Origin of the sequence: Parvimonas sp. D2, from assembly GCF_035282635.1 — a bacterium.
Lineage (GTDB): Bacteria > Bacillota > Clostridia > Tissierellales > Peptoniphilaceae > Parvimonas.
Map to the genome: position 1 here is coordinate 26,534 of NZ_JAYKBO010000001.1, position 14,052 is coordinate 40,585.

Consider the following 14,052-nt stretch of genomic DNA (forward strand, 5'->3'; position numbering starts at 1 on the left):
AGAGGTGATTAGTGTGGAAAAATTAAGAGTAGTTCACTATATAAACCAATTCTTTGCTGGTATAGGTGGAGAAGAAAAGGCAGATTATAAACCAGAAGTCAGAGAAGAAAAAATTGGACCTGGTTTAGCATTAAATGCCGGTTTTAAGGGTGAAGCTGAAATAGTTGCTACAGTTATTTGCGGAGACAGCTATTTTGGTGAAAATATGGACCAAGCTAAAGCAGAAGTTTTAGAAATGGTTAAAAAGTACAATCCAGATTTATTCATAGCAGGTCCTGCATTTAATGCTGGTCGTTATGGAGTTGCTGCTGGTACAATTACTGAAGCTGTTCAAAATGAATTGGGTATTCCGGCTTTAACTGGTATGTATATTGAAAACCCAGGTGCAGATATGTTCAAAAAGAGCATATATATAGTTTCAACTAAAAATAGTGCTGCAGGTATGAAAGATGCTGTAAGCAAAATGGTTCCACTTGCAATGAAACTTGTTAAAGGAGAAGAAATTGGTTCTCCAGCTAAAGAAGGTTACATTGAAAGAGGAGTTAGAAAGAACATATTTAGAGAAGATTTCGGTGGTAAAAGAGCTGTAAATATGATGATTAAAAAGTTAAAAGGTGAGGAATTCGAAACAGAATTTCCAATGCCACACTTTGACAGAGTAGATCCAAATCCAGCTGTTAAAGATATTACAAAAGCTAAGATTGCTTTGGTAACATCAGGTGGTATTGTTCCTCATGGAAATCCTGATCATATTGAGTCTTCATCAGCTTCAAAATATGGTAAATATGATATTGAAGGTGTAATGGATCTTAAAGAAGGCGAATGGGAAACAGCGCATGGTGGTTATGATCCTGTTTATGCTAATCAAGATGCAGATAGAGTTTTACCTGTTGATGTTTTAAGAGAACTTGAAAAGAAGGGTGAAATTGGAAGTCTTCATAGATATTTCTATACTACAGTAGGAAATGGTACAGCTGTAGCTTCTGCAAAAGCATTTGCAGAAAAATACAGCAAAGAATTGGTTGCTGATGGAGTAGATGCAGTTATATTAACATCTACCTGAGGTACTTGTACACGTTGCGGTGCAACGATGGTTAAAGAAATTGAGAGAGCTGGAATCCCAGTAGTACATGTATGTACTGTAACTCCAATTTCAATGACAGTAGGAGCTAATAGAATTGTTCCTGCTATAGCAATTCCTCACCCATTAGGTAATCCTAAATTAACTGCTGAGGAAGAATATTCTTTAAGAATGAATATTGTTAAAAAAGCATTAAATGCTTTATCAACAGAAGTTGAAGGACAAACAATATTTGAATAATTTTTTAGTAAAAAAGGTGTCAGGTATTGACACCTTTTTAATTTAATGGTATTCTATTAGATGAGGGTAGTTGGCTTATATGCAATACATACTATGCTATCTGTTTTTTATATTAAAGGAGGTAATTAAGATGAATTTTCCTGTATTAAAAGGAACTTCTTACGTATTAGTTCATGCACCAGACATGATAATTCAAAATGGAACAACTCAAACTACTGAAAAGGCTTTAAATCCTGATTCAGAATATTTAAAGGAAATACCAAATCATATTAGAAAATATGAAGAAGTATTAAATTATTTACCAAACCAAGTTTACATTGGAAACAAAAGACCAGAAGATTTAAAGGCTGTGCCACAACCATGGTCAGATGCAGATAAATATTTATCTGGAGCTCCAAGAGATGGTAAATATGGTGAAATAATGCCAGAACATGAATTTGTTGGTCTTATGAAAATTTGTGATGCCTTTGATTTAGTTTATCTTAACAAAGAGTTTACTGAATCTGTTAAAGCTGATTTGGAAAAACATCCACTAATTAGCGAAGGATTAGTTGCAAGATTAAAAGAAGGTGTTGATCAATCAGTTCTTGAAGGACATATGAATAATCATGCTGAAGGTTTATACTTTGAAGATAAATTAGTAGGTGTAGTTACTAGAGCTCATGATGTTGATGTTAACTTATCAGCTCATGTTATGTTAGAAAATTTGGTTACAAAAGCTTCTGGATTGTTAGCTGCTTTACATTTAGTTGCAAAGAATAATTTAGATCCTAATGATGTAGAATATGTTATTGAATGTTCAGAAGAAGCATGTGGAGATATGAACCAAAGAGGTGGTGGTAACTTTGCAAAATCTATAGCTGAATTAGCTGGATTTGACAATGCTTCAGGTTCTGATATAAGAGGATTCTGTGCTGCTCCAACTCATACTTTAATTGCTGCATCATCTCATGTTCATTCTGGAACTTTCAAAAATGTTGTTATAGTTGCAGGTGGATGTACAGCTAAATTAGGAATGAACGGTAAAGACCACCTTAAGAAAGGATTACCTATATTAGAAGATTGTATTGGTGGATTTGCTGCGTTAATTTCAGAAAATGATGGAGTTAACCCAGTATTAAGAACTGACATAGTTGGTAGACATACAGTAGGAACTGGTTCATCACCACAAGCCGTTATGTCAGCATTAGTTACTGCGCCATTGGAAAAAGCTAATTTAACAGTAAAAGATGTTGATAAATACTCAGCTGAAATGCAAAATCCTGACATAACTAAACCTGCTGGAGCTGGAGATGTTCCAAATGCTAACTTCAAGATGATTGGTGCTTTAGGAGTAATGAAAAAACAATTAGAAAAAGCTGAAATTGCTAGCTTTATTGAAGATCATGGTATGGAAGGATGGGCTCCAACTCAAGGACATATTCCTTCAGGAGTACCTTATTTAGGATTCTGCCGTGAAGATTTAACATCAGGTGAATTAAATAGAGCTATGATTATTGGTAAGGGTTCTTTATTCTTAGGAAGAATGACTAACTTATTTGATGGTGTATCAATTGTTTTAGAAAGAAATTCAGGTAAATTAGAAGACAACTCTGGAGTTTCTAAGGAAGAAGTTAAGAAATTAGTTGCTGAAGCAATGAGAAATTTTGCATCTTCTTTAATTGAAGAATAGAGGTGATTTCATGTCTGATATAAAAAAAGTAATAGGTAATGTCTTTGAAGAAATTGCTACTGGTTTAGAAACAGGTGCATTTGGAACAAGACCAAGGATTGCTGTTACAACTTTAGGCAGTGAACATGGATTAGATAATGTTGTAAAAGGAGCTGAGCTTGCTCAATCAAGAGATAATAGTGTAGAATATTGCATTATTGGACCAGAAGTAAATACTTCATTAAAGCAATATGTTGTTGCTAATGAAGAAGAAGGTTACAAAAAAATGGAATCACTTTTAGATAGTGGTGAAATTGATGGTTGTGTAACTATGCATTATAGTTTTCCAATTGGAGTTTCTACTGTAGGTAGAGTTATTACTCCAGCTGCTGCAAAGGAAATGATTATTGCGACAACTACTGGTACTTCTTCTGCACATAGAGTAGAAGGTATGGTTAAAAATGGTATCTATGGAGTTATTGTTGCAAAAGCATTAGGTATTCAAAATCCTACAGTAGGTATATTGAATGTAGATAATGCGGTTTCTGTTGAAAGAGCATTTAAAGAATTAAAAGAAAATGGTTATGATATGAACTTTGCTGAGTCTAACAGAGCTGATGGTGGAGTATTAATGAGAGGAAATGACTTATTGCAAGGAGTCCCAGATGTAATGGTAAATGATACATTAACTGGAAATCTTTTGATGAAAGTTTTCTCATCATACACTACTGGTGGTGGATTTGAAGCTATGGGTTATGGTTATGGACCAGGAATTGGTGAAGGATATGATAGACTTGTTCTTATAGTATCAAGAGCTTCAGGATTCCCTGTTATTGCAAATGCTATGACTTATGCAGGACAATTAGTTAAAGGAAATATTAAAGAAGTTTCAAAGAAAGAATTTGAAAAAGCTAATAAAGCTGGTCTAAAAGCTATTTTAGAAAAGATTACTTCTGCTGGTGCAAAAAAAGCTGAACCAGAAGAAGAAGTTAAATGTCCTGCAGAAGAACAAGCTACTGCAACTATTGGTGGAATTGATATTCTTGAACTTGAAGATGCTAAGGTTGCTTTGTGGAAAAATAATATATTTGCAAAAACTGGAATGGGTTGTACTGGACCTGTAGTAATGGTCAATGATGCAAATCTAGAAAAATCTAAAGAAATCTTGTCAAATAAAGGATATATTTCATAATTATAAATTTAAAGAGAGCTTTTTGCTCTCTTTTTTGTTTGAATGAATAGAAAAGTGGTATAATATGAATGTCTTAGTAAAAAAGGCAAATATAGGAGGTATTAGTATGAGTTTAATTGGGAAAAAAATTGAAGAATTTGAAGTTCCTGCATATTATGATGGGGATTTAATCACAGTATCAAACAAAGATTTAGAAGGTAAATGGAGTGTCTTCTTCTTTTATCCAGGAGATTTTACATTTGTGTGTCCAACTGAATTAGAAGATTTAGCTTTAAGTTATGATAAATTCAAAGCAATAGGTTGTGAAATTTATTCAGTGTCAACAGATTCTGAATTTGTTCATAAAGCTTGGTGGGATGCTTCTGAAACAATCAGAAAAATTCAATATCCAATGATTTCAGACAGAGCTCTTTCTCTTTCAGAACAATTTGGCGTATTAATTGAAGGCGAAGGACAAGCTTTAAGAGGAACTTTCGTTGTAAATCCTCAAGGTGAAATAGTTCTTTATGAAGTAAATGCTAATGGAATTGGAAGAAATGCTAAAGAATTGTTAAGAAAAGTTCAAGCTGCACAATTTGTAGCTAAACATGGGGATAAGGTATGTCCAGCAAGATGGGAACCAGGCGATGAAACTTTAACTCCAGGATTAGATTTAGTTGGTAAAATTTAATTTAATAATAAATTGGCCGAAATTAGTTTTCGGTCTTTTTTTTATTTATATAAATTAAATTTTTATAAATATATTATATGTTAATTAGATTTGAAGGTAAAAATCCTATTAATAAATTTAGGGGACAGATAATGATAAGAAAGTATAAATAAAATTCTTAATTTTTATTGAAATTTAATATTTTTCGTGTTATAATATATCTAATATTTTTATCTAAAAATTAAATATAGGCATATAAAAGAGGAGTAACATAAAAAGAATTTTCAGAGAGAATTTGTTCGGTGTAAAAATTTAATTCATTTTTTGTGAAGGTAGCTTTTTAGCTTTGAAAAACGGGTAATTACGTTATAAATTTAGAGAGTCATTTTTTATGAAAATTAGGTGGTACCGCGATAACTTCGTCCTATATATGGGATGAAGTTTTTTTATTGTGAAATTATAACAATATGTTACAATTCAAAGTATTAATATTATAATTATATAAATTATAATATTACAACAAGTAAAAGTGTTTAATTGATTAATTAGATAATACGAATATTTTATATTATTTTATATGAGGAGGTTTTATGAAAAATTTAGAAAAGACTTATAGTCCAAAAGACTTTGAAAATAAAATATATAATAGTTGGTTAGAAGATCAAGATTTTGTTGCACATATAAATACAGATAAAAAACCATATACTATTGTAATGCCACCACCTAATGTAACGGGTAATTTACATTTAGGACATGCTCTTAATAATACTATTCAAGATATTTTAATTCGTTGGAAAAGAATGAGTGGTTATGAGGCTCTTTGGGTTCCAGGAACTGACCATGCATCAATATCAACAGAGGCAAAAGTTGTTGAAAAAATAAATAAAGAAGGTAATTCTAAAGAAAAACTTGGAAGAGATGGTTTTTTAAAAGAAGCATGGGACTGGACTGAAAAATATGGAGGAAATATTAAAAATCAATTAAAAACACTAGGCGTGTCTTGTGATTGGTCAAGAGATGCATTTACTTTAGATAAGAATCTTTCTAAGGCAGTAGAAGAAGTTTTTATAAAAATGTACAATGATGGATTAATTTATAGAGGAGACAGAATTGTAAACTGGTGTTGTAATTGTGGTACTGCTATTTCTGATGCTGAAGTTGAACATAATGATGAAGATGGAAATTTTTATCATATTAAATACTTTTTTAAAGATAGTGAAGAGTATTTAACAATTGCAACAACAAGACCTGAAACAATGCTTGGTGATCTAGCTGTTGCAGTACACCCAGATGATGAGAGATATAAAGATAAGGTAGGAAAGACTTTAATTTTACCCATTTTAAATATTGAAATTCCTATTATAGCAGATGATTATGTTGATATGGAATTTGGTACAGGTTGTGTTAAGATTACTCCATCACACGATCCGAATGACTTTGAAGTTGGAAGTAGACATAATTTAGGACAAAAGCTTATTATGGATTATGATGGCAAAATTGCTAAAGGATTCGGAAAATTTTCTGGATTAGAAAGAGAAGTTGCAAGGAAAGAAATAGTAAAAGAACTTAAAGAAAATGGATATTTGATTAAAATTGAACCACATAATCATGCTGTAGGACATTGCGAGAGATGTAAGACGATTATTGAACCAATTATATCAAAACAATGGTTTGTTAGAATGGAAGAATTAGCAAAACCTGCTAAGCAAGCTTATTTAGATGGAAAGTTAAACATTATTCCAGAGAGATTTGGAAAAGTTTATATAAATTGGTTAGATAATATTAAAGATTGGTGTATTTCTCGTCAATTATGGTGGGGACATAGACTTCCTGTTTATTATTGTAAAGAAACAGGAGAAGTTGTTGTAAGTAAAAAAGAACCAAAAGAAGAAGGAAAAACATTTATTAGAGATGAGGATACTTTAGATACTTGGTTTTCTTCTGCATTATGGCCATTTTCAACATTAGGTTGGCCTGATAAAACGGAAGATTTAAAATACTTTTTTCCAACTAATACTTTAGTTACAGGTTATGATATTTTATTTTTCTGGGTTATTAGAATGGTTTTTTCAAGTTTATATAATCTAAATGAAATTCCCTTTAAAGATGTCTATTTTACAGGATTGATTAGAGATGAACTTGGAAGAAAGATGAGTAAATCTTTAGGAAATGGAATTGATCCGATTGAAATAATAGATAAATATGGTGCAGATGCATTAAGATTTACATTAGTTGGAGGAAATACTCCTGGAAATGACATGAGATTTTATGAAAAAAGAGTAGAATCCAACAGAAATTTTGCAAACAAACTTTGGAATGCATCAAGATTTGTACTTATGAATTTAAATGATGAAGAGAAATATGATGTTGATTTAAGTAAGATAGAAATTGAAGATAAGTGGATTTTAACAAGATTAAATAGAACAATTAAAGAATTAACAGAAAATCTATCAAAATTTGAATTTGGGTTAGCTTCAGCAAAAATTTATGACTTTATATGGAATGAATTTTGTGATTGGTATATTGAGTTTTCTAAAACAAGATTGTATGGAGATAATGTTGAGAAAAAATTAGTTGCTAAGTCTGTTTTAATTTATGTTTTAAATAATATTCTAAAATTATTACATCCTTTTATGCCTTTTATAACAGAAGAAATTTATTCTTTTATGCCTAGCATTAATGAAAAGCTTATTAATTCAAGTTTTCCTGAATATGATGAGAGTAGTATGTTTATAGAAGAAGAAGGTGAAGTTGAAAACTTAATTGAAACTATTACTGCTATTAGAAATAAGAGAAGCGAAAAGAATATTCCGCCTTCAAAGAAATCTGAATTATATTTTGTTTCAAATAGTGAAATTACAAAAGTTTATACTTCATCATTAGAACATTTATACAGATTTTTGGCATCATGTTCTAGAGTAATAGTTATGGATAAAGATGAAGAAATTTCTAATTCTCTGGTTGTTATCTGTAATAATCAAAAAATTTATATTCCTTTAGATGGGCTTGTAGATTATAAGAAGGAATTGGAAAAATTAAATACTGATTTACAGAAATATGAATCAGAAATAAAAAGGGCATCTTCTAAACTTTCAAACGAAAAGTTTGTAAATAATGCTCCTGAAAAAGTTGTTAATGAGGAAAGAGAAAAATTAAAGAAATATCAAAATATCTATGATGAAATTATATCAAGCATTGAGAAAATAAAAAATAATTAGGTGATTTTATATGAATATAGATTTTAATGTTATATTTATGACTTTTTTGATTATAATACTTGTTAGTATTCAATATACTTTGAATAAAATATTAATGATTTTAAAGGAAATTAAAGACTCTGAAAAGAAAAGAATTGAATTTGAAAAAAATAAAAATAGTAAAAAAGTAGCGAAGGAGGACTATTTTGATGAACAAAAGAGAGGTTACTAGATTTACAAGAGAAGAAATTTCCAATAGAGTAAAAGAACTTGGAAAACAAATTTCAAAAGACTATGTTGGTAAAAACTTAGTTGCTATTGGCCTTTTGAGAGGTAGTTTTGTTTTTCTTGCAGATTTAGTTAGAGAGATAAATGAACCTATAGTTGTAGATTTTATTACAACATCATCTTATGAACATTCTGAAATTTCAACTGGTAAAGTTAATATTATTTCTGATCTTAGAGAAGATATTGAAGGGAAAGATGTGCTAATAGTAGATGATATTATGGATTCAGGAAATACTCTAAAAAATATTAAAGAATATCTCTTAAATAAAAATCCAAAAAGTATTAAAACTTGTGTTATGCTTGATAAACCTTGTAGAAGAGAAGTCGATATAGTTCCTGATTATTTTGGTTTCGAAATTGAAGATTGGTTTATAGTTGGATATGGACTTAACTATGGTAATAAATATAGAAATATTCCTTATATTTTTTCGTATGAGGACTAATATGTACGATAAATTTTCTTATATTTATGATGAATTAATGAAAAGGCAAGTAGATTATGATTTACTTGCCTCTAATGTTATACAAATTTGTATAAATAATAATGTGGAAGTAAAAAATATTTTAGAATGTGGAATGGGTAGTGGAAATTTAACAGAACAATTTTTGAAAAGAGGAATTTATGTTGATGGTTTTGATATTTCTGACAATATGTTATCCATTGCTTATAATAAATTGATACTTTATGATAACATTAATATCTTAAAAGGAGATATTAGAACTTTTTATTCTAATAGGAAATATAACTTAATATGTTGTTTTTTTGATGTTTTAAACTATTTGAAAAATATAAACGAAATTGATATGTTTTTAAATAATTGTAAAAATCAAATGGATGAAAACTCAATTTTAATGTTTGATATAAACTCTGAGTATAAACTAAGAGAATATTTAGGAAATAATATTTTTGTAGATGAAGAAGATGAACTATTTTATGTTTGGAGAAATTATCTTCATAATAAATATATAGATTTTGATATTGATTTTTTCTTAAAGACTGAGTATGGCACATATGAAAAAATTAAAGAAATACAAAGACAATATATATATTCTGAAAATGATATTTTAAATGTAATAAAAAAGAATAATTTTCAAATTATAGAAATTATTGATTTTGAAAATTTTAAGAATAAGACAGATAAGACATTTAGAACACTATATGTTTTAAAAATATAAGTTTGACAAATTTAAAGAGTGAGTATATAATAAATTATGATGTGAAAAGCATTACATATTTTTAAAGGAGGTATTTTTATGTTATATTTTGCTCAAGAAGTGGCAAAACAGAAATATTGGTCACTTATTAAGGTAGATAATACTTTGGTATTACTAGCTATTTTATGTGCTATAGCTGCATTTAGTATTTACTTAGAACAAACTTATAGTTGGGCTGGGAAAATTACAGGATGTATTCTTGCACTAGCTTTCACCATGGTTTTATCAAATTTTAGGATTATCCCTGCTGAAGATACAAAAGCATATGATATAGTATGGGGTTGGGTAGTTCCTCTTGCAATTCCTATGTTACTTTTTAAGGCTGACTTAAAAAAGGTTTGGAAAGAATCAGGAAGGCTTATTGGAATTTATTTATTAAGTGGTTTAGGTACAATTTTAGGTGCATTCGTAGCATTTTTCTTATTAAAGAATTTTATTCCAGAACTTTATAAATTAAGTGCAATGATGGTTGGAACTTATACTGGGGGTAGTATGAACTTAACTGCAATGGCTGATGCATTTCCTTTGGATGATAAAGGATTAGTTGGTTCTGCTGTAGTAGCTGATAACTTATTTATGGGAATTTATTTTGTAAGTTTAACTATTATACCTACGATGAAATTCTTTAGAAAACATTATAGCCATCCTTATGAGGATGAAATGGAAAAGTTAGGTTCAGTTGGAGAAAATAAAGCTGCACAATTCTGGGCAAAGAAAGATGTTTCTCTATTAGATGTAGCAAAAGTTATTTCATTCTCTTTTGTAATTGTTGCGGTATCTACAGAATTAGGCACTTATATTTCAGGATTTAAACCTAATACTGACAATATGGGAACTGCGTTAAGATTTCTTGTTGATTTATTCTTCGGTCTAGTTGGTAGTAAATATTTATTAATGACTACAATAACTGTTATTTTAGCAACTTATACAAAAATTTTAGCAAAAGTTTCAGGTGCAGAAGAAATAGGTACATTTTTAATTCATATTTTCTTTGGCGCCATTGGAGCACCTGCATCTATTGAGATAATATTAAAGAAAGCACCATGGTTATTAGTATTTTGTGTACTTATCGTTGTAATAAACATGATTGTTTCATTTATTTTCGGTAAGATTTTCAAATATTCAATTGAAGAAGTATGTATTGCTTCAAATGCTAATATTGGGGGACCAACAACTGCTGCAGCATTAGCTATTGCTAGAGGTTGGAATCAATTAGTTGTTCCTGGAATGTTAGTTGGTATTTTAGGATATGTTATTGGTAATTATTACGGTGTATTTATCGGTAATATATTGAAGTTATTTTAGCTATGATTTGTAATATAAGATTAGAAAAAAATGGAGATATGATTTTATCCAGTAATGGACAGGAGATAATAACGCATAGTTTAAAATGTAAGGAAGTAAATTCTGGATATATGTCACCAGGAGCTATGTTCATGGGGGCTCTTGCTGGATGTAAAGTTTTAACTTTTATTAAATCTGCAAAATATTATAAAATAAAATTTGAAGAATTAAATATTGAAGTTGAAGCTGACGTTTTAAGTACTGATAATATAGGAGAAACTCCATTTAAAAATCAAGAGTATTCAGAAATAAGGACAAAATATTCTTTAAAAACTGATGCAAGTATTGATAAAATTGATAAGGTAATTGATCTTGCAAATAAAATATGTACCGTAAATATAGCAGTTGATAAGAATATAAAACAGTCACATAAAATTGAATTATTATAATTTATTTTAAATCACAGATAAATCTATCTGTGATTTTTTCTTTATAGTCCATAATCTTTACAACCTAAATAAGAAATGGTATAATAGCTCATATAAAAAGTCGGAGGAAAATATGAAAAATAAAATTTTACTCACGTTAACGATATTTTGTTTTTTTATGGGAAACACGTTTAGAAATAATGCGGAAGAAAATACTTTAACTGATAATTATAGAATATATGAGCCTTTTAACTTATCTGATACTAAAAATATAGAGCTATCTGGAGAATCTGTAATAGATTTTTCAAATGCTAGTCCAACTGAAAATAAATTAGATGGAGTTTATAAAGCGAATTACGCTCTAAAGAGCTCTAATGCTGATAATAGTACAGTTAAGATGGGCATAACATTTAATAGTAGCATAGAAAAATTAAGTGATTTTTCAATTAAAATGGATGGAGCAGATGTTCCATATACCCTTAAATTTTTGAACGATAAATTTAAGTCTCCAACAGGTAGTGAATTTTATCGAGAAATTATAAATAATATTGATTCTCCAACCTATGAACCAGTAAATTTTAAAAAGGAAGATGTAGGAACTCTAAGAAAATTTAATTTAGAATCTAATAATATTGAAAATTTAAAATATGAGATTACAATTAAGTATTCTACAGATAAAACAAAATTATTTTTATCAGGTGGAGAAAATGTAAAGGTTGAAGAAAATAAAAATTCTAAAACTATTGTTTTAACTCATGAATTTAGTGGAAAGAGTAAAACACCAGTTTTATATACAATCGGGAATGATGTAAGCATAAGAACTAAAATTTATTTAGGTGATAAACAAATTAATTCTGGTTATAAAGAAAATATTGAAAAGACATCTATGAATGTTGAGAACTTTTTAAAGAATTTATTTCTAGGGGACATTCCCGATAATGTTAAACAAAGATTCTCAGAAGATAATCTTTATGAGATTTTTGTTGAAAATTTTGATAAAATATTGGGTGGTTCAGGTTATGATAGCCTAGGAGTTTTAAAATCAACAACAGATAAACAAATTGTTGCAATTTTTGAAATTCAAACCGATAGCAAAGTTGAAAAGCATTTAACTGTTGAGTATCCAATATCTTCATCACTAACAACAGTAAATAATATTAATGTAATGAAGCTAAATATAGAAAGTTCTTCATTTTCTACTTTTGATAATTTTAAGAGTTTTAAATATAAGTTTAATGGAAATGAAGATTACAAATATATTATTAATTCAAATTCAAAATATATTAATACAAAAAAAGGTTCTGAAATAACATTAACAAATGCTCCTAATAACCTTATAACAAATTTAATATATAAAGAGAAGTATGTAAAAGGAATAAGTGAAAAAGAAGCAAAATCTTATACTAATCTTGCAATTATAGTAATAGGAATTGTAGAAATTGTTGGTGTGATATATTTAAAAAATTTATATTTTAAAGAGAAACAAATTAATAGAAGGAAAAAATAAAATCGAAAATTATTTTCGATTTTATTTTTTTATATTGCATTTGCAACATACATAATCAAAAAATTATTATAATATTATTGTGTAGTTAGGAGGTAGTTATGAGTAAAATAGATTTTGATGATAAATTATATAACATATTAAATGGTAATGAAAAACTATTACAATTTTTTATAAATAATGGTTTTGATCAATTAAAAAACGAAAAAATGTTGAAAACTATGGGTAAAATGGTTTCATTAAATATGGCTTTAAAAGTTAGAGGTATAAATAAGTCAGCATTCGAAGAAAAGTTAGATTTATTCTTGAATAATGAACATAGTACAGTTGATAAATCTCTTGAAGAAGAAAAAGTTGTAACTGGAGATGTTATTGTTAAAGGTGTTTTACCGTGTCCTTTAAAAATACCAATTATAGAATCTTTTGATAAATTTGTTGAAGAGGAAAAAACAAAAGGTCTGACTATTGGTTATGAATTAAAATCTGCAAATCTAGGTATAGATTGGATTGAAAATGATATAGATTCGGAAGATATTAATAAAGTTGCTGATATAATGATTTCAGCAGGATTTGAATTATTTTTTGATAAAAACAAATTCGGAAAATTTTTCGATAAGAATAAATTTTATGTTGAAAATAAGAAGATGAATAAAGACTTTGACAATAAAAAAATCTGTTTAAGAGATCCTAAAAATATTTATAATATTATTGCAGTAGTTCCTTGCGTATTTTTAATAAATGAAAATAATTTAAACGGGAGAAAAATTCCTACTTCATGGGATGATTTGCTTTTTAGTGGAAATTACACTGACAGTGTTGCAATTCCGTTATCTGATTTAGATATGTTCAATGCTTTAGTTGTGAACATTTTTGCAAAATGGGGAATCAAAGGTATTAAAGCGTTAGCAAGAATATATAAAAAGAGTTTACATCCTGCTGAAATGGTTAAGAAAAAAGGTGATTCAAAGAACAATCCACTTGTTAGTATTACTCCATATTTTTTCACACAAATGGTGTCAAGAAGTTCAGCACTTAAGGTTGTTTGGCCAAAAGATGGGGCAATAATAAGTCCTGTATTTATAATGGCTAAAAAAGATAATGAAAAGGCTCAAAAAGTTGTTGAATTTTTTAGAAATGAAAATGTTGGAAAATTACTTTCATCAAATGGAAAATTTCCTACTACAATTTATGGTGTAGATAATATGTTGGATGAAGATTTTGGGTTTTTATTCTGTGGCTGGGATTATATTCATAATAATGATATAGTAAAAATTATGAAAGAATCTGAAAGAATTTTTAATGAAGAAATTTTAAAATAGAGGT

Annotated in this window: 12 protein-coding genes and 1 other annotated feature; all 12 genes read left to right on the forward strand. The window is 28.7% G+C overall.

The genetic code is table 11. The features are described 5' to 3' along the window. Positions 1-13: 13 nt before the first annotated feature. A complete protein-coding gene (grdB, locus tag VJI77_RS00130) occupies positions 14-1,321 on the forward strand; it encodes a glycine reductase complex selenoprotein B (RefSeq protein WP_323987830.1) in 1,308 nt (435 codons plus the stop codon). A gap of 130 nt (positions 1,322-1,451) precedes the next feature. Then, positions 1,452-2,993 carry a glycine/sarcosine/betaine reductase complex component C subunit beta gene (grdC, locus tag VJI77_RS00135; protein WP_293439635.1) on the forward strand — a complete coding sequence of 514 codons (1,542 nt, stop codon included), beginning with the start codon at positions 1,452-1,454 and terminating at the stop codon, positions 2,991-2,993. A gap of 10 nt (positions 2,994-3,003) precedes the next feature. Beyond that, the gene (grdD, locus tag VJI77_RS00140) at positions 3,004-4,164 is read left to right on the forward strand and encodes a glycine/sarcosine/betaine reductase complex component C subunit alpha (RefSeq protein ID WP_323987831.1); all 1,161 of its coding nucleotides are present in this window, start codon (positions 3,004-3,006) and stop codon (positions 4,162-4,164) included. Between the two features lie 106 nt (positions 4,165-4,270). Continuing rightward, the gene (ahpC, locus tag VJI77_RS00145; protein WP_009372322.1) at positions 4,271-4,834 is read left to right on the forward strand and encodes an alkyl hydroperoxide reductase subunit C; all 564 of its coding nucleotides are present in this window, start codon (positions 4,271-4,273) and stop codon (positions 4,832-4,834) included. Positions 4,835-5,058: 224 nt separating this feature from the next. After that, positions 5,059-5,243, forward strand: a binding site (T-box leader). A gap of 160 nt (positions 5,244-5,403) precedes the next feature. Beyond that, on the forward strand, positions 5,404-8,031 hold the full coding sequence (locus tag VJI77_RS00150) for a valine--tRNA ligase (RefSeq protein ID WP_323987832.1): 2,628 nt from the start codon (positions 5,404-5,406) through the stop codon (positions 8,029-8,031). Positions 8,032-8,041: 10 nt separating this feature from the next. Beyond that, positions 8,042-8,242, forward strand: a complete 201-nt coding sequence (locus tag VJI77_RS00155) for a hypothetical protein (protein ID WP_009372405.1) — start codon at positions 8,042-8,044, stop codon at positions 8,240-8,242. Continuing rightward, positions 8,220-8,741 carry a hypoxanthine phosphoribosyltransferase gene (gene hpt / locus VJI77_RS00160; protein WP_009372514.1) on the forward strand — a complete coding sequence of 174 codons (522 nt, stop codon included), beginning with the start codon at positions 8,220-8,222 and terminating at the stop codon, positions 8,739-8,741. The genes VJI77_RS00155 and hpt overlap by 23 nt, the downstream gene beginning before the upstream one ends. Before the next feature lies 1 nt (position 8,742). Then, the gene (locus tag VJI77_RS00165; protein WP_323987833.1) at positions 8,743-9,474 is read left to right on the forward strand and encodes a class I SAM-dependent DNA methyltransferase; all 732 of its coding nucleotides are present in this window, start codon (positions 8,743-8,745) and stop codon (positions 9,472-9,474) included. 78 nt (positions 9,475-9,552) lie between these two features. Continuing rightward, positions 9,553-10,818: a DUF819 family protein gene (locus VJI77_RS00170; RefSeq protein ID WP_323987834.1), complete on the forward strand. Its 1,266-nt coding sequence runs from the start codon at positions 9,553-9,555 to the stop codon at positions 10,816-10,818. 2 nt (positions 10,819-10,820) lie between these two features. Further along, on the forward strand, positions 10,821-11,246 hold the full coding sequence (locus VJI77_RS00175) for an OsmC family protein (protein WP_009372744.1): 426 nt from the start codon (positions 10,821-10,823) through the stop codon (positions 11,244-11,246). A gap of 112 nt (positions 11,247-11,358) precedes the next feature. Further along, a complete protein-coding gene (locus tag VJI77_RS00180; protein ID WP_323987835.1) occupies positions 11,359-12,732 on the forward strand; it encodes a hypothetical protein in 1,374 nt (457 codons plus the stop codon). A gap of 98 nt (positions 12,733-12,830) precedes the next feature. After that, the gene (locus tag VJI77_RS00185; RefSeq protein ID WP_323987836.1) at positions 12,831-14,048 is read left to right on the forward strand and encodes an ABC transporter substrate-binding protein; all 1,218 of its coding nucleotides are present in this window, start codon (positions 12,831-12,833) and stop codon (positions 14,046-14,048) included. Positions 14,049-14,052 lie beyond the last annotated feature (4 nt).